Origin of the sequence: Sulfurimonas sp. (assembly GCF_041563495.1) — a bacterium.
Taxonomy (GTDB): Bacteria; Campylobacterota; Campylobacteria; order Campylobacterales; family Sulfurimonadaceae; genus Sulfurimonas.
Genome location: NZ_JBFFMZ010000001.1, coordinates 302,640 through 319,257, shown reverse-complemented (window position 1 = coordinate 319,257; position 16,618 = coordinate 302,640). Strand labels below are relative to the sequence as shown.

Here is a 16,618-nt window from a genome sequence, read left to right as displayed (position 1 = left end):
GCTTTTATCTAGTTAAGAAAAATAAAAATTTATCGTTATCAAATGATAAGTCTACTTGGACACCTTTCCTATCTTCAATGACCTCAAGAAGACTTTCCACGTCGTTATAGGTTCTAGGAAGAGTAATATCTACACTTATATTTTTATCAGAGAGCAAAGTTTTAATCTTACCGCCGACAATATTTACAAGTTCTGCAAGTGTATCTAGTACCATTTCTAAATCATCTGTTTTTTCACCAATAAGAAGTTCACATGCCTTTTTTGCAATTTCCTCCGGAAATACTAAAATAACCATTCCGTCTATATCACCATAGTAGCCGATAGAACTGGCAATTTTTCCTGTTTTATCAGCGATATTGATTTTTTGAACTTCTGCACTTTGTTTAACTGCTTTAGAGTTAGTCATCATCTCTATTGTGACAACGGTTGCATCTATAAACCTTGGAAGTTCTGTAACAGTCTGCTTGTTTATAACTCTTTTTGTTTTTATGTTTGCTGCACTGCTTGCACCTAGTTCTTCAAGTAATTTTTTATTTTGTAAAATATCGTCCATCTGCGGATAAAACAATATACCTGCATCTTCAAGAGTTTCTTTAAATACTTCCGGTGTTTTTTCAAAAGTCATACCGACAAAACATATGGTAGCATTATATTCAGCCGCTGCACTGGCGAGCTTAGAAAAAAAGTTAAGAGCATGAACATTCATGCTGATAACTTTGTAGGCGTCAAAGATAAATAGTCTAAAACCTACATTTAATGAGTTGTTATGATATTGGATATTGAACTTATTTCCAATCTCAACGTCTAAAAATGATGAGATTGTATAAATAATGGCATTTCCTGTTACACGGGTTGCAACTGATTGTCCCATTTGCCCTAAATATGTTGAGCTGATAACAATATCATAAGCTTCTTTTTTTGAACTTTTTTCTTTAAATTCTTCAAGACTTTGAGCAAGGATAGGATTATGCCCGTTATCATGGAGCTCGATAGCCATTGCTGTATTTTGGGATTTATCTTCGGTATATAGTAAAACATTTTGATTTTTATTTTTAAAGCTTGATGAAAACAGATAGGCTATTTCTACAGTTTTAAAGAGAGAAAAATTTAGCTTATTTTTGTAAAATGTTTTTATAGCATTGTATTTTTTCTCATCATAATCACAAAAACCTACGGTGACATGATTAGATTGACGTACTTTTGTAAAGAGTTTTATAAAAGCGTCTAGTCCGTTTCTGTTAAAAAACACAACTCTTTTTAGTGAAACTAAAATCATATCGACATTAAGTGAAGTAGTTGCTTCCAAATCTTCTATACTTAAAAAAGAGGTAGAACTATTTCCGTCTAAAAAGCCCTGCGGTGTGAAAATTCCAATACCGTTTTTTATAATCGGTCTCATGAAATTTCCATAAGTGTTGCAAAATCTTCATAGATATCATTGACATAGTCTACTTGAAAATCTATAAAATCGTTTAAACCGGCATTTATAAAAATAGGTTGAGACAATTCATAAAAGAGTAAAAGATGCATCCATTTTCCTAACTTATTTATAAGTTCATCATCAGAAGGATTTATACCTGATGAGGCTTGAATGATTTTAGCTATATCTTCAGGCATTTCCCATTTTTTAGAGATTTGCTCACAGATATCAAAAAGACCGATTCCGCATAAACGAGTTAAGATGGTGTTATAGTCGAGATTTTTTACACTTCTTAAAATGTTCACATCTTCTATCTTTTCACAAAAAAGTGCTTCTGAGACTATAATACTTGCAGGAAGCAGACTTATAGCACTGTTTATGTTTTTATCTTCAATGTCAAGATGCTTTAATATTTGTTCCCATCTTTTAGAGAGTTTTGCTTGAAGTTCGTGGAAGTTTTTAGTATTTAGTTTAAAAAGAAGCCATTTGCTAGGACTCAGAAGAGTTGTCATATAGTTATAGACTGTCTGTTGAGATCCTGAGACACCTAAAATACCAAATATTTGAGAAATGTCATTTATTTCATTTGCAAAACCATATATCGGTTTATTGACTAATTCTTTAAGATATGAAGATAGTGCCAAATCACTTTGTGCAACTTTTGCAGCTTTGACAAGTTCACCTTCGTTTAATAGCATAAGAGTTTCCCTCAAAGCTTTTGGGGCAGGTGGAATCTTGTCAATATATTCATTAATTTTGTTTTTTGTTATCATTTGCTTCACATATAATAAATTTGTATATATTCTAGCTGTATAATAATAAAATGAATATTAAAAAATGGCAATCAAAAGTTTACATAGAAGTAAATAAACCTTTAAGCTTTAGTTTTGCTTCAACTTGATACAATTCGCAACTTTAAAAACCTAAACAAGGAAGCTAAAATGGCAAGAAGATGTGCTATTAGTGGCAAAGGCCCTATGAGCGGGAACAATGTTTCTCATGCTAAAAACAGAACTAAGCGTCGTTTTTTATTAAACCTAAGAACAGTGCGTATCACATTAGAAGATGGTACTACAAAAAAAATTAAAATCTCAGCAAGAGAATTACGCACACTTAAGAAAAACTCGTAAAGAGAACAGGAAAATATGTTGAATCTTTTGCAAAGGATTCGCGAATTTTTACATTGGGAGTCAGCTCCCAAGCCTGAAGTAAAACTTCTTCCAGAAGTTTACCCTCACCTCAAAGCATTTCGTTTACCCCTAATTTTAACAGTAATGACTATGTTAGTTGGATCTGTCGGTTATGTACTTATCGACAATTTTACTCTTATGGATGCTATATATCAAACCGGTATTACTTTTACAACTGTAGGATTTGGAGAGATATCTCCGGTGTCTGATGCTGGAAGAATTTTTACAATAACCCTTATTATTGCCGGATTTGCCACTTTTTCAAGTGCAATAGGTATTTTAATTGCAGAGTTAAACAGGGGTAATATTACCGCTATTTTAAAGGAGCGAAGAATGTTATATAAGATAGCAAGGTTAAAAAAACATTTTGTAGTCTGTTATCACAATGATTATACTCTTGAAGTAACAAAACAGTTAAGAAAAAATCATATTCCATTTGTAGTAGTTGATCCAAGAGAAGAGATCCATGAATGGGCTATAGAGCATAACTATCCTACATATCTAAAGGCAGAACCGCACGCTGAACTCTCAATGCTCAAAGCTCATCTTGCATCTGCAAAAGGGCTAATAACACTTTCAGATTCTATAGCGGATAACATAGCTCTTATCGCATCTGTTAGACTTTTTGAACAAGAACATTTTTTGCCAAGACCTTATTATATTATTTCAGCCGCTGAGTCTATGAGCGATGTGGAAAAACTTAAAAAACTTGGTGCAGATACGGTTGTCTCACCGACTAAATTGACAGCTCAAAGAGTTAGTGCAATGGCAGCAAGACCGGACATGCAGAATCTTTTGGAAGAGTTTTTATATAAAAGTGATAATCCATTGGATATGGAAGAAGTTGAAGTTCCAAAGTATAGCTGGGCAGTGTTAAAAAAACTCAAAGAAACCCATATCCGTCAGATGACAAATACCTCGGTTATCGGAATAACAAAAAAAGACGGTAAATTTATATCTATGCCAAAAGGTGATGTACTCATTACAAGCGAGTGTAAACTTCTTCTAATCGGAATGCAGAGTGATATAACTACAACGAAAGAATTATTAAGAAAAAGAACTAAGCCTAAGGAGCTGAGATTTGTATAAGATAGTCCAAACGACAGGTGGCGTATGTGCATCTGATGGTTTTTTTGCTGATGGTATAAGTGCAGGACTTAAAAAAGATGATGCACTTGATATGGCGTTTATTTATAGTGAGACAGAGTGTGAGATAGCGTCTGTTTTTACAACAAATAAAATGTATGCGGCTCCAATAAAACATTTTAGAGCTAAGGGTGACTTTAAGACTAACTTTGTTCTGATTAACTCTAAAAATGCAAATGCTATGACAGGTCAAGCCGGTATTGATGATATTGATGAGATTTTGAGCCACTGCAGAGATGTTGTTAATCCTGTTATGAGTTCAACGGGTGTAATAGGTGTCAGACTTCCTAAACAAAAAATTATTGACGGAATGAAAAAGTTTGATTTTTCTAAAAAAGAATCCGTTAATGCTTCAAAAGCTATCATGACAACAGATGCTTTTTCAAAAGAGATAGCATTAAGAGTTGAACTTGATGACGGCAGCAGTTTTTCCATCGGTGCAATGGCAAAAGGTGCAGGGATGATAAACCCTGCAATGGCAACGATGTTATGTTTTATAACCACAGATGCCGCTGTCTCAAAAGCAGAGATGCAAGAGACCTTAGACGAAGTCACGAAAACCACTTTTAACGCAATAAGCGTCGATGGAGATACTTCTACAAACGACACGGTTTTGTTACTTTCTAACGCTAAAAGCGGAGCATATGAAGCAGAAGCGTTTAAAGAAGCACTATTTAAAGTTATGCATTTCTTGGCTTTAGAGATGGTTAGAGACGGCGAAGGCGCTACAAAACTTGTTACATATAAAATCAGCGGTGCAAAAAATGACAGAGAAGCAGAGATAGTTGCTAAAAAACTTTCAGACTCACTTCTTGTAAAAACTGCTCTTTTTGGTGAAGACCCAAACTGGGGAAGAATAGCATCTACAGTCGGAGCAAGCGGAGTTGAGGCTTATGAAGAGAAGCTTAAAATCTCATTTGACAATCTTTGTGTATATGACAGAGGCGAATTGCACTTTGACTCAGAGATGGAGAAGAAATGTGCCATAGTTATGGGACATAAAAAATTCACTATCTCTTGCGACTTGGGTGTGGGCGAAGGAAGTTTTAAAGCATACGGATGTGACCTTGGTCACGAATATGTAAATATCAATGCAGATTACCGAACTTAAGTTTTTTAACTTAATTTCGGCAGATGCCACTCTCTTTTAAAAGCAATCAGCCTTAGAATCACAGATGCTAACGCAACAGCAGAAATACTCATAGCATTCAATATATCAAACATCTCCAGTGTTGCTAAAGCAAGTGCAACTATCACTGCTATAGAACCGTAAAAATCACTGATGAGCACAGTAGGGACTTGGTTTATCATAATGTCTCTTGTAACACCGCCTCCTACTGCCGTTATGAAACTTAGAATTATTATTCCAAAGAAATTATAATCGGCATGAATAGCGAGTATGGCTCCCGTTATGCTAAATGCTACAAGTCCTATGGTGTCGCTAATGACAAATATGAGTTTTCTTTCGATAGATGGTTTTTTATATAGTTTAAAAAAATATGCGATAAGAATAGTGGTGATAAGGGTCATAGCAGGATAGAGTGAAGTAAATGCAAAAGGTGCAGAACTAAGAATAGCATCTCTTATAACACCTCCGCCAAGAGCTGTAAGTGCAGATGCTATAAGAATGCCGAGAATATCCAGGTTGTTTTTTATGGCGATTAAGAAGCCACTGATGCTAAAAGCTATAATGCCGATTATGTCTGCGATTATAAAAAATTCTGGCATTTAGTCCTGATATTCGTTTTTAAATTTTACATATCTTGAAGCAGAAGCATAAAGTTCTTCAACTTCCGCATCACTTAGTTCTCTGACAACTTTGGCCGGGCTTCCCATGATAAGTGAGCGGGGAGGAAAGACTTTGTTTTTTGTGACTAAAGCGTCTGCACCTACAATACTCTCTTTTCCTATGACGGCACCATCTAAAATAGTAGCACTCATACCTATTAGACAAGCATCTTCAATAGTACATCCGTGAAGCATGACACGGTGTCCTATTGTCACATCATCGCCGATTATAGTTGGGTTTCCATCACTCTTATCAGCTTTTTTGTAATGTGTTACATGTATCATACTAAGATCTTGGACACTTACTCTGTCTCCTATTTTAATGTAGTGAACGTCTCCTCTGATTACGGTTGAAAACCAGATGGAACAGTCACTTCCGCATGTTACATCACCTATAATATCTGCAGATGGTGCCACCCAAGTATTTTCACCAAGTGTAGGCTTAACGCCTTTAAAAGAATGTATCATATTAACTCTCCATGAAAAGACGTGAAGTAATCTGTGCAACACTTCTTTGAGTCTCTTTTTTACTTGCTTTTGAAATTTTGTTTACAAACTCTTCTAGGAGTTTATGGTTATTTGTAAGTTTTTCGTCTTCTTGTTTTTTTACTTTTATGTATGAACCGTCGCTTTGAAGTTCGTGTGCAAGAACATTGTCTGAACACTGAAGTTTTAAAATCTGGATAATCTTGTTTTGTGATTCTTCATCTTTTATGGCAGTTAAAAGCTCGATTCTTCTAACGAGGTTTCTTGGCATCCAGTCAGCAGAAGAGATATAAACCTGAGAAGCATCGTTTTTGAAGTAAAATACTCGTGGATGTTCAAGATACTTGCCTAAAATCGATATAACTCTAATGTTCTCACTGACACCTTCAATGCCTGTCTTAAGACAACATATTCCACGAACAATAAGATCGATTTTTACACCGGCCTGAGAGGCTTTATAAAGTGCGCGGATTACATCTTCATCAACTAAAGAGTTTACTTTTGCGATAATCTGTCCATCTTTGCCTTTTCTCGTTTCATTATGGATAAGAGAGAGAACTTTAGGCTTGATTTGGGCAGGAGACATATACAATTCATCAAGTTTGCCTTTTTTACTAAAGCCTGTTAGAAAGTGAAAAAATCTTGTAAGGTCATTTGTGACTTCATCTTTTGAAGTCATATAACTCATGTCTGTGTAGATCTTTGCCGTTGCAGGATTATAGTTTCCTGTTCCGATATGCGCATACTGTTTTAGTTTCCCGTTTTTTCTTCTTGTGACCAAAGTAGCCTTTGCATGAACTTTAAAACCTCGAATACCGTAGATAACATGAGCTCCAGCTTTTTCAAGTGCTTTTGCCCAGATGAGGTTGTTTTCTTCATCAAACCTTGCTTTTAACTCAACCATGACAGTAACTTGTTTTCCACTCTCAGAAGCATTCATAAGGGCTTGAACAATAGGGGAGTTTGTCCCTGAACGGTACAGCGTCATTTTTATTGATACTACATCAGGATCTTTTGAAGCCGTCTGTATGAGTTTTACAACAGGGTCAAAACTTTCATATGGATGATACATTAGCACATCTTGCTTTTCCAAAGTCGTAAAGATATTCTCAGTATGATCAAAAGGAGGCAAACTTTTTGGCTTAAATGGAGCAGCCAAAAGATGTGCAAAGTTTTTATTTCCGACTATCTGCCAAAGACTGGCAAGATTTAAAAATGTATGAAATTTGTAGATATCATCTTTGTAAACATTTGTATGACGGTTAAAGAAGTTTATGATCTCTTCATCCCCGTCACTGCCGACTTCAAGTCTGACCATCTCACCTTTTCGACGAAGTTTCAGCCCTTCTTCTAGAATTTCGAGAAAATCATCTGCTTCCTCTTCCTCTATCTCCATATCAGCATTTCTTGTAACTCTAAATGAAGCATATTTGATAAGATTATATCCGGGAAAGAGGTCTTCAACGTGCTGTACAACAAGAGACTCAACAGGAACATAAGTGCCGTTGTCTAGTTCTACAAATCTGTTTAATACCCTTGGAACTCTTATGATTCCAAAACGTTCTATTGATTCATCATCAGAATCGGATAGTTTTACAATCAATCCAAAACTGAGATTGTTCAGGTGCGGAAACGGGTGAGTGGCATCTACGGCGATTGGAATGATGACCGGATATATATTTTCACTGAAATATCTGTTTAAAGTGTTTTTCTCATGCTGGTTTACTTCATCGTAGAGTTTTATAGAGATGCCTTCAGCTTCAATTTTTTTAAGGATGCCGCTCATGCAATGTTCTATGACTTGTTGTTCTTGGTGAAGATATTTTCTTATTTCCCGAAGTTGTTGCATCGGTGTTAGTTTGTCAGCACCTGAGACTATGATTCCTGCTGCAAAAAGCTTTTTAAGCCCTGCAACTCTGATCATATAAAACTCATCGAGGTTTGTTCCATAAATAGCTAAAAATTTAAGACGTTCTAATAATGGAAGTGATTCATCTTGAGCTTGTTTTAAAACTCTGGTATTGAATTGCAACCAAGAGAGTTCTCGGTTATTATAAAGGTCTGGATTTTTAAGATTTAACATGTATTTACCTGGATTTTTTTTTCTTATTATAGCTAAATGTTATTATCTAATGATTCCGGTGCCTTTATAATTTGCTGAATGATATATGGTTGTAGCATTTTTACGCGCATAGTATCTCATAAGCAGTTTTTGAATGGTCGGCTCTATTGAGGGAGCAAACCAGGCATTGTTGCTAATAGCGATTACATAGTCGACATCACCTTCATATATTTCCTGACAAGTTGCCTCGTAACATATCGCATTTCTAAACTTAATGCCTTTTATCATAAAGTCGGTAGGTGCTTTTGCCGTTGAAAAATCAGCCTGACCGGCAAAGAAATAATCATTTATTATTTTTTGGGCAAATTTTGGAAGCGGTATATACTCTCCAAAAGGCACAAGAACCAGTTTTTTTGCCATTTCAAATTTTTTATCTTGAAACATATATGTTACGTTATAATTATTGCCGTTAGCTTTAAAAAGAGAACCTGCTATTATGGTTATATCTTGCGATAGTTCAAGAAGTTTGTCCATAAGTCTTGGACTTTTATTCATAAATAACGGGAATACGGACTCCGGAAAAACAACTACTTCATATCCTTGTTCTTTTGCACTTTTTATCTCTTTAAATATTTTTGCAATTGTCGATCCTTGAGTAGCTCTTAACCATTTTCTGTCCTGAGATATATCAGTTGCTACAAGTTTAATTTTTAGCGGTGCAACTTTGTCAATAGTCGGATTGAAATTTAGTGCTAAAACAAGTAAGAGTAGGGATGCTGCCTTATATTTGATTTTAAGATAGTTTGGAAGAGACAAAGCAGCTAAAACGAAGAATAACTGGTACTTGAATATTCCAATATAGCTATCTACAAATACCAGTTCAATCTGAAGCCAGTTCCAGTCAAACGGTTCTACAAAACTTAGCACAAAAAGTAAAATGGCACGAATATATACCTTGTCCGTAAATGCCAAAACTCCAAAAAACAGCATATAGATGACGGCAAAAGCAAAAGTGATTACGGGAGTTAAAAATCCTACACCGTTGTACTCAAAACTATAACCTATCCAGTAAAACCATAAAAGACCGACAAAAAAACCTGCTACTAAAACGGCTCTTTTTGAAATATATAAAAACAGTCCTAAAGCTGCAACTCCAAATATGGTGTTTAAAAACCTAACGGTGATTCCCCACTCTTCAAGATATATAAAAGCACTAAATAGCAGTGCAGTTATAAGCCCGATAAGAAGGTCAAAGATTAATGGATTGTTGTTTTTGAATGTTTGTATTTTTTTTAGCATTTGTTATTATAGTATATTTTTAACTTTTATATGTTTGGTTATAATGAGTCAAAAATATTTTTTGGAATGAGTTTTGATGAAACCTTTTTTTGTATTTTTAGTGTTAAGTATAAATATATTTGCAAATCCTGCTTGGTACCATAATGTAGAGAAATCTAAGCCGCAAGTCTACATAGGATATGGAAGTGGGGTAGATGAGGTTCATGCAAAGCAAGAGGCTTTTAATGATATAGCATCTCAAATATCGGTGAGTGTCAGTACTTCTTTACTTCAAAAACAAAAGCTTGAAAACGGGAAGTTTACTAACAGCGAAGATTTTATAGCATCCCAAGACTCAAAAGCTACACTATATGATTATGAACTTATAAAAACAGAGTTTTACAAGGGCAAGTATTTTGTGGCAATAGAGTATGAAAATATTCCATCTTTTGACAAATTTATAAATAAGCTCAAAACGATCCAATTAAAACATCTAATTACAAATGAGAAACAAAACAGTTATTTAAAACATACCTCAATGGCCAAAAAACTAAAAAAGACTTTAAAAAAAGATATAGATTTTGAACTTCTTAGAAAAGACAAAAAGTGGTATATAAAATATAAAACAACTCTTCAGCCTTTGGACAAAAAAGATTTTACAAAATTTTTCAACTCAGTTTCGAATTCTAAGCTTATGATAGAGACTGATAAAAAAGGGAACATTCTCTACGACAAAGAGAAGTTTTTCTTTAAAGTGAAATCTACACAAAACGGTTATATAAGTATATTGAGTGTTTATGAAGACGGTACCGTGTCTACATTAGTCAAAAACATAAAGGTAGTTAAAAATAAAATACAAAATATTCCGGATAAAGATTTTGAGAGTATATTACAAGCAGGATTAATGGCATCTGGAGTCGAGACATATGATCTTTATATAGCTATATATTCTCCTAAAAAGACTAGGTTTGAGAGTTTTGCTCACGCAGATGAAGAGTTGATAAGTGAAGAAAAATATAAAAACTTCGATGAACTTATAACATTTTTGGAATCAAAAATTTACACGAGTTTAAAAGTGGTTACAAAACCCAGATAACTTTTCTTTCAGTCACTTATTAAGAATCTTCTTGTATAATCGCCACAATTAAATTAAAGGACACCCATACCAATGGAAATTATCAGTCAATTACTACCGTTTATATTTTTAATCGCAATCATGTATTTTGTGATTATACGCCCTCAGCAAAAAGAAGCTAAAGCAAGAAAAGAGATGATAGAATCTCTTAAAAAAGGTGACAAGGTTGTTACTAATGGTGGCTTTATTGTAGTTATTCATAAAGTTGAAGAGAACTTTTTAAGTGTTAAAATGAATGATGATGTAATTGTTAAAATTGCAAAAGACGCTATTACAAGAAAGTATGAGGATGAAGCTTAATTATCGCATAGTCGTTTTTGCTATTGCAATAATATTTGGTCTGTTTTTTTCAGCACCATCTCTACTGCAAACGCAAGACGGTAAAAAAATTACTTTAGGGTTAGACCTTCAAGGTGGTCTTCATATGCTTCTTGGTGTTAAAACCGAAGAGGCTACAAAGTCTCGTATAAAATCAATCGCTGCCAGCATTAAGCATTATGCAGAGAGAAAAGACATCTTAATAGATGAATTGAAATTTGATGAGTCTTCTATATCTTTTTTACTACTAGACAGTGATGATGCAAAGCATATGAAAGAGTTCTTCGATGAGATAAAAGGTGCAAACGTATCTGTTGAAGCTGAGCGTTTTTCTCTTAGTCTTACACCGGAAGAAATAGTCAAAACAGAGAAAGAGGCTATAGATCAGGCAATAGAGACGATTAGAAACAGGCTTGACCAGTTTGGCTTGGCTGAACCTGTCGTAGCTCGTCAGGGCGCAGAAAAAATACTTGTCCAGTTAGCAGGGATTAAGACTCAAGAAGAAGAACAACGAGCAAGAGAACTTATTTCTCGTGCCGCTAAACTTGAACTTATGGCGGTTGATGAAGATAGAAATGCACGTGTTAACACTATGAGTTATTCTGATGCGAGTGCTTATGGTGATGTGATTTTAGAAGATGTTAAAGATTCTCGTCGTAAGTATCTGGTTCGTGAGATCCCAATCCTTGACGGCGGTATGCTTACAGATGCCTCTATGGGTTTTGACCAAAACAACAGACCCTTGATTAACTTCAAGTTAAATGCAGAAGGTGCTGAAATATTTGGTGATTTTACAGGTAGAAATGTTGGAAAAAGATTAGCCGTTGTTTTAGATAATAAAGTTTACTCTGCTCCAAATATCAATGAGCGTATCGGTGGCGGTGCCGGACAAATATCAGGTAACTACACGGTTGAAGAAGCAAAAGATTTAGCTATCGCTCTTCGCTCGGGTGCACTTTTAGCTCCTATCTATTTAATGGAAAAACGTTCAGTTGGACCAAGTTTGGGTGCTGATAGTATTAAGGCTAGTATGGTTGCTCTTATTGGCGGTTTTGTCTTGGTAATAATTTTTATGGTGGTCTACTATCGTATGGCTGGTGTTATTGCAAATATTGCACTGATTGCCAACTTGTTTATAATTTTAGCTGTTATGAGTCTCTTTGGTGCGACACTGACCCTTCCCGGTATGGCGGGTATAGTCCTTACCGTAGGTATGGCCGTAGATGCCAATGTTATTATCTCCGAGAGGATCCGTGAGTTGATATATGAAGGTAAATCTATGCATAAAGCTATTGAAGACGGTTACTCAAATGCAATGCGTGCAATTTTAGATGCAAACATTACGACCCTGATTGCAGCAGTTGTCCTTTACGCTTATGGGACAGGTGCAATTAAAGGTTTTGCAATCACCATCAGTATCGGTATATTAGCATCTATGTTAACGGCAATATTGGGTACGCATGGAATATACCAGATGCTTGAATCTAAAATACAAAAAAGTAAAAACAACCGTTTATGGTTCGGGATTAAGGGTTAATAATGGAATTTTTTAAATATACAAAAACCTTTAATTTTATGGGTAAGTCTAAGATAGCAATGATTTTTTCAATTGTTGTTGTTTTAGCATCTTATGCATTACTTATGACTAAGGGTTTAAATTACGGTGTTGATTTTGCCGGTGGTACAATAGTTCAAGTTAAGTATGACAAGCCTGCACCAATTGATGATATGAGAGAAAAGTTAAAAAGCAACAAGCTTTTTGACGGTGCTTCTATCACAGAGTTTGGTGCAGTAGATGAGGTAGTTATTCGTATGAAGACTACTACGGGCAGTGTTACAGTTGATATAGGCGATGTTACACGCGAAGCATTAAAAGAAACAGGTAACTACGAGATTCGTCGTGTTGACATCGTAGGCCCGACAGTTGGTGCAGAACTGAAAGAAAAAGGTATTATGTCTCTTGTATTGGCAATACTTGGGATATTGGTATACGTAGCATTTAGATTTGAGTGGCGTTTTGCAGTTGCTTCTATCGTTGCTCTTATTCATGATGTCTCGATTGCTCTTGGTGCTATCACACTTGTGGGTTTAGATGTAAATCTTGATGTTTTAGCTGCACTTCTTACGATACTCGGTTATTCCCTAAATGATACTATTATTGTATTTGACCGTATTCGTGAGGGTGTTACTAATTCTAAAAATACAGACTTGGCTGAAATTATCAATGAATCTGTCACAAGAACATTAGCAAGAACAACGCTTACGTCTCTAACGACTTTCTTCGTTGTATTTACGTTGTTTATGTTTGGCGGTGAGATTATTCATGCCTTTGCGTTTACTCTTCTTGTAGGTGTTGTAGTCGGTACATATTCATCTATTTTTGTTGCCTCACCAATCCTTCTTTGGTTTGGATTTGATGTTAAAGGTTACCATATTAAGTTGGCAGCCAAAGCACAAAGAGAAGCTGAAAAAGAAAGAATGCGTGCTCAGTACGAATCTGGAGTGATGTAAAAACTATTTTGTGCTTCCTTTTGCTATCCGTGCATTCGCATGGATAGTTTATTTTCAAAAAAAAACATATTAATATTTTTTCTTTTTATCCTTTTAATACTCTTGGTATTATAATTGTAAATAAAAGGAGGATGTTATGAGCAATATTACAATTGCAATCCTTGTACTTTTTATAGGTATATGGATTTACTCTATCGGTTCTATCTTTGGTGGTGAGTTTATAGATAAGAAGGCTAAAGTCTTTTGGGCAATTGCAGTAATTTTTGTGCCTGTACTGTCTGTTTTTTATCTGTTTATGAAGAAAAATCTGCTTGTAAAAAGGTAATGCCAAGATTTATTTTGAAACATTCATAGTTGTCTTGTATATCCTCTTGGATTCGTATTCATTAGCTCCTTAAGATATTTTATAGTATAATCTCCGCAATTAATTAATAAGGTAGTGCTATGGATTGGGGTAAGGTAATATATGTATTTTTCTCGTTGATGAGTCTAACATCAATAGCGGGATTTTTGTATGAGCATAGTGCAGTCGCACTTTTTGTTGCTGCGAGTTTAAACCTAGTTTCTACGGTTTTAAAAATCGGTGTTAGGAACCTACTTTCAGCTGAACTTTTGGCTTCTTCTTTAGTTGCTGATTTGCATCTTATTCCGGCTTTTATTTACTTAGAAGTTGTTGGAAATTTAGAGTGGGCTATAGCTTTAACTATCGGTGCACTTATAGCTAACCTTTTCTCTGTAGGACTTGTCTACATAGAGAGCTCAAAAACGCACGACGACTATTAAAAAAGACTCTTTTTGGAGTCAAAATTATTTATAAATTAGGAAACTTTTTTGGAATACAACTCTACAACTATAGAAAAAAAATGGCAAGAATATTGGGTTCAAAATAAAAGTTTTGAGCCAAGTGAAGACTTTAGTAAAGATAAAAAATATATTTTAAGCATGTTCCCGTTTCCAAGCGGAAGACTTCATATGGGTCATGTTAGAAACTACTCTATCAGTGACGCTTTTGCACGCTACTACAGACAACAAAATTTTAATGTACTTCATCCTATAGGTTTTGATAGTTTCGGTATGCCTGCTGAAAATGCAGCGATCAAAAACGGCTCTCATCCTAAGGGTTGGACTTATGACAATATAGACTACATGAAAGGCGAGTTTGCATCTTTGGGTTTTTCTTTCTCAAAAGAGCGAGAGCTTGCAACGTCTGATGAGCTTTATACAAAGTTTGAGCAAAGTTTTATCATTGATATGTTTGAAAAGGGTCTTCTTTACCGTGAGAAAGGTCTTTTAAACTGGTGTCCGCACGACCAGACTGTTTTGGCAAATGAACAGGTTGTTGATGGATGCTGTTGGAGATGTGATACTCCGATTATTAAAAAAGATATGAATCAGTATTACTTTAAAATCACGCAGTATGCTGATGAACTTTTAACCGACTTGAAAAAACTTGAAGGCGGCTGGCCAAAGCAGGTTCTTACTATGCAGGAAAACTGGATAGGTAAATCAAACGGTTTAGCGTTTGACCTTTTCTTTGACGATGAATCCAGAGCCAAGTTAAACAACACCTTTGAGTCATTTGATGTATTTACTACCCGTCCTGATACTATATACGGTGTGAGTTATACGGCACTTGCCCCTGAACATAAAATAGTCACTTACATGATTGAAAATAATCTTTTAAGTGATGAAGTGATTGCTCAGATAAAAGAGATGAAAAACACTTCTTCGATTGACAGACAAAAAGAAAAAGCAGGGATAGCTCTTGGTCTTGATGTCGTGCATCCCTTAACAGGAGAAAAAGTACCTGTTTGGATAGCTAACTTTGTTCTAATGGATTACGGTTCTGGTGCTGTTATGGCAGTTCCTGCACACGACGAAAGAGACTTTGATTTTGCTAAAAAATATGACCTTCCTATTAAAGCGGTCATTAAACCTTACGAGGGTGAACTTAGTTCAGGCTCTGCATTCACCGAAGTTGGAGAACTCTTTAACTCTGGAGAGTTTGACGGACTTAATTCTAAAAAATCTCAGTACAACATCATCAAATATTTTGAAGAAAATAAGATTGGTAAAAAGACCACAAACTATAAACTAAAAGACTGGGGTGTTTCGCGCCAGAGATATTGGGGTGCTCCTATCCCGTTTATTCACTGTGAAGATTGTGGTTTGGTTATGGAGAAAAAAGAAAATCTTCCGATCGCTCTTCCTTCAGACGTTGAGATTACGGGTGAAGGTAATCCACTTGACAAACATCCGACTTGGAAGCACTGCAAATGTTCAAAATGTGGCAAAGACGCTCTTCGAGAGACAGATACTATGGATACTTTTGTTGAGTCCTCTTGGTACTTTTTACGTTTTTGTGCATCTAAAGCAAATTGGGAGACAGAAGCTTTTTCAAAAGAGCAGATTGGCTACTGGATGGGCGTAGATCAATACATAGGCGGGATTGAACATGCTATTTTACATCTTCTGTATGCAAGATTCTTTACAAAAGTATTTCGTGATTTAGGCTATCTTGATTTTGACGAACCTTTTGATAACCTTCTTACTCAGGGGATGGTACTTAAAGATGGCGCTAAAATGTCAAAGAGTAAAGGAAATACGGTTGACCCGGATGCTATCATTGAGAAATACGGTGCAGACACAGCTAGACTTTTTATCCTTTTTGCAGCTCCTCCGACTCAAGAGTTAGAGTGGAATGATAACGCAGTTGAAGGCGCTTACAAGTTCATAAAAAGATTTTATGACAGAAGTTCGAACATTGTAAAAACTGATACTATACCGACAATAGACCACTCAACTTTATCCAAAGATGAGAAGTATGCAAGAAAGAAAGTCTATGAAGCCTTAGTCCGTGCAAATGATGTCTACAATGAAAAGTACACATTTAACACTCTTATTGCTGGTACAATGGAAGCTATGAATGCTCTTAATGCACAAAGTAACTCTGATTTATGGAGCGAGGGTTATTGGATCTTAGCTTCTATCATGGAACCTGTTATTCCTCATGTTTGCTGGCAAATAAGCAGTGAGTATTTTTCACTAAATAACTTGAACCCGCAAAGAGTCATAGATGAAGTTTTTATTGAAGACTCTATAACTTTGGGCGTATCAATCAACGGTAAGAGAAGAACCGAAATAGAAGCGGCAGTAGATGCTTCAAACGAAGAGATCATACAACTCGCACGTGAAGCAGCTTCTAAATGGATAGAAGGGAAAGAAACCGTAAAAGAGATTGTTGTTCCTAAAAAACTTGTTAATATAGTAGTTAAAGGCTGATT

16 protein-coding genes are annotated in these 16,618 nt (G+C 35.4%); 10 read left to right on the top strand and 6 right to left on the bottom strand.

Translation table 11 applies throughout. The features are described from left to right. Positions 1-4: 4 nt before the first annotated feature. On the bottom strand, positions 5-1,399 hold the full coding sequence (locus ABYK18_RS01515) for a chemotaxis protein CheX (protein WP_373034807.1): 1,395 nt from the start codon (positions 1,397-1,399) through the stop codon (positions 5-7). Continuing rightward, on the bottom strand, positions 1,396-2,193 hold the full coding sequence (locus ABYK18_RS01510; protein ID WP_373034806.1) for an HDOD domain-containing protein: 798 nt from the start codon (positions 2,191-2,193) through the stop codon (positions 1,396-1,398). The genes ABYK18_RS01515 and ABYK18_RS01510 overlap by 4 nt, the downstream gene beginning before the upstream one ends. 168 nt (positions 2,194-2,361) lie before the next feature. On the opposite strand from ABYK18_RS01510, the gene rpmB reads away from it, so the two are divergent. Genes rpmB through argJ form a run of 3 tightly spaced genes read left to right on the top strand, consistent with a single transcriptional unit; the run spans position 2,362 to position 4,867 of the window. After that, a complete protein-coding gene (rpmB, locus tag ABYK18_RS01505; protein WP_013326380.1) occupies positions 2,362-2,550 on the top strand; it encodes a 50S ribosomal protein L28 in 189 nt (62 codons plus the stop codon). A gap of 18 nt (positions 2,551-2,568) precedes the next feature. Then, positions 2,569-3,699: a TrkA family potassium uptake protein gene (locus tag ABYK18_RS01500; protein ID WP_373034805.1), complete on the top strand. Its 1,131-nt coding sequence runs from the start codon at positions 2,569-2,571 to the stop codon at positions 3,697-3,699. Continuing rightward, positions 3,692-4,867: a bifunctional glutamate N-acetyltransferase/amino-acid acetyltransferase ArgJ gene (gene argJ / locus ABYK18_RS01495; protein WP_373034804.1), complete on the top strand. Its 1,176-nt coding sequence runs from the start codon at positions 3,692-3,694 to the stop codon at positions 4,865-4,867. Before ABYK18_RS01500 ends, argJ begins: the two co-directional genes overlap by 8 nt. Positions 4,868-4,872: 5 nt before the next feature. Here argJ and ABYK18_RS01490 read toward each other — a convergent pair whose 3' ends face one another. From ABYK18_RS01490 to ABYK18_RS01475, 4 genes are read right to left on the bottom strand one after another with little or no spacing between them, the layout of a single operon-like run. Continuing rightward, positions 4,873-5,484: a trimeric intracellular cation channel family protein gene (locus ABYK18_RS01490; protein WP_373034803.1), complete on the bottom strand. Its 612-nt coding sequence runs from the start codon at positions 5,482-5,484 to the stop codon at positions 4,873-4,875. After that, the gene (locus ABYK18_RS01485) at positions 5,485-6,012 is read right to left on the bottom strand and encodes a gamma carbonic anhydrase family protein (protein ID WP_373034802.1); all 528 of its coding nucleotides are present in this window, start codon (positions 6,010-6,012) and stop codon (positions 5,485-5,487) included. Between the two features lies 1 nt (position 6,013). Further along, a complete protein-coding gene (locus ABYK18_RS01480; protein WP_373034801.1) occupies positions 6,014-8,113 on the bottom strand; it encodes an RNA degradosome polyphosphate kinase in 2,100 nt (699 codons plus the stop codon). Between the two features lie 42 nt (positions 8,114-8,155). Next, the gene (locus ABYK18_RS01475) at positions 8,156-9,391 is read right to left on the bottom strand and encodes an apolipoprotein N-acyltransferase (RefSeq protein WP_373034800.1); all 1,236 of its coding nucleotides are present in this window, start codon (positions 9,389-9,391) and stop codon (positions 8,156-8,158) included. A 76-nt stretch (positions 9,392-9,467) separates the two neighbouring features. On the opposite strand from ABYK18_RS01475, the gene ABYK18_RS01470 reads away from it, so the two are divergent. The 7 genes from ABYK18_RS01470 to leuS all read left to right on the top strand — a co-directional run bounded on the left by ABYK18_RS01470 (position 9,468) and on the right by leuS (position 16,616). Next, complete coding sequence (locus ABYK18_RS01470) at positions 9,468-10,466, top strand: LPP20 family lipoprotein (protein ID WP_373034798.1); 999 nt, start codon at positions 9,468-9,470, stop codon at positions 10,464-10,466. A 72-nt stretch (positions 10,467-10,538) separates the two neighbouring features. Then, positions 10,539-10,805 carry a preprotein translocase subunit YajC gene (gene yajC, locus ABYK18_RS01465; RefSeq protein WP_373034797.1) on the top strand — a complete coding sequence of 89 codons (267 nt, stop codon included), beginning with the start codon at positions 10,539-10,541 and terminating at the stop codon, positions 10,803-10,805. Further along, complete coding sequence (gene secD, locus ABYK18_RS01460) at positions 10,795-12,360, top strand: protein translocase subunit SecD (RefSeq protein WP_373034796.1); 1,566 nt, start codon at positions 10,795-10,797, stop codon at positions 12,358-12,360. The genes yajC and secD overlap by 11 nt, the downstream gene beginning before the upstream one ends. A 2-nt stretch (positions 12,361-12,362) precedes the next feature. Then, entirely contained in the window at positions 12,363-13,334 is a 972-nt protein-coding gene (secF, locus tag ABYK18_RS01455) for a protein translocase subunit SecF (protein WP_373034795.1), read from the top strand. A 136-nt stretch (positions 13,335-13,470) separates the two neighbouring features. After that, entirely contained in the window at positions 13,471-13,659 is a 189-nt protein-coding gene (locus ABYK18_RS01450) for a hypothetical protein (protein WP_373034794.1), read from the top strand. A gap of 119 nt (positions 13,660-13,778) precedes the next feature. Continuing rightward, on the top strand, positions 13,779-14,117 hold the full coding sequence (locus tag ABYK18_RS01445) for a DUF6394 family protein (RefSeq protein WP_372998447.1): 339 nt from the start codon (positions 13,779-13,781) through the stop codon (positions 14,115-14,117). Positions 14,118-14,165: 48 nt separating this feature from the next. After that, positions 14,166-16,616, top strand: a complete 2,451-nt coding sequence (gene leuS / locus ABYK18_RS01440; protein WP_373034793.1) for a leucine--tRNA ligase — start codon at positions 14,166-14,168, stop codon at positions 16,614-16,616. Positions 16,617-16,618 lie beyond the last annotated feature (2 nt).

Coding starts and splice junctions, on each gene's coding strand:
- ABYK18_RS01515 (WP_373034807.1), bottom strand. CDS start 1,399: ATGAGACCGATTATAAAAAACGGTATTGGAATTTTCACACCGCAGGGC.
- ABYK18_RS01510 (WP_373034806.1), bottom strand. CDS start 2,193: ATGATAACAAAAAACAAAATTAATGAATATATTGACAAGATTCCACCT.
- rpmB (WP_013326380.1), top strand. CDS start 2,362: ATGGCAAGAAGATGTGCTATTAGTGGCAAAGGCCCTATGAGCGGGAAC.
- ABYK18_RS01490 (WP_373034803.1), bottom strand. CDS start 5,484: ATGCCAGAATTTTTTATAATCGCAGACATAATCGGCATTATAGCTTTT.
- ABYK18_RS01485 (WP_373034802.1), bottom strand. CDS start 6,012: ATGATACATTCTTTTAAAGGCGTTAAGCCTACACTTGGTGAAAATACT.
- ABYK18_RS01480 (WP_373034801.1), bottom strand. CDS start 8,113: ATGTTAAATCTTAAAAATCCAGACCTTTATAATAACCGAGAACTCTCT.
- ABYK18_RS01475 (WP_373034800.1), bottom strand. CDS start 9,391: ATGCTAAAAAAAATACAAACATTCAAAAACAACAATCCATTAATCTTT.
- ABYK18_RS01470 (WP_373034798.1), top strand. CDS start 9,468: ATGAAACCTTTTTTTGTATTTTTAGTGTTAAGTATAAATATATTTGCA.
- yajC (WP_373034797.1), top strand. CDS start 10,539: ATGGAAATTATCAGTCAATTACTACCGTTTATATTTTTAATCGCAATC.
- secD (WP_373034796.1), top strand. CDS start 10,795: ATGAAGCTTAATTATCGCATAGTCGTTTTTGCTATTGCAATAATATTT.
- secF (WP_373034795.1), top strand. CDS start 12,363: ATGGAATTTTTTAAATATACAAAAACCTTTAATTTTATGGGTAAGTCT.
- ABYK18_RS01450 (WP_373034794.1), top strand. CDS start 13,471: ATGAGCAATATTACAATTGCAATCCTTGTACTTTTTATAGGTATATGG.
- ABYK18_RS01445 (WP_372998447.1), top strand. CDS start 13,779: ATGGATTGGGGTAAGGTAATATATGTATTTTTCTCGTTGATGAGTCTA.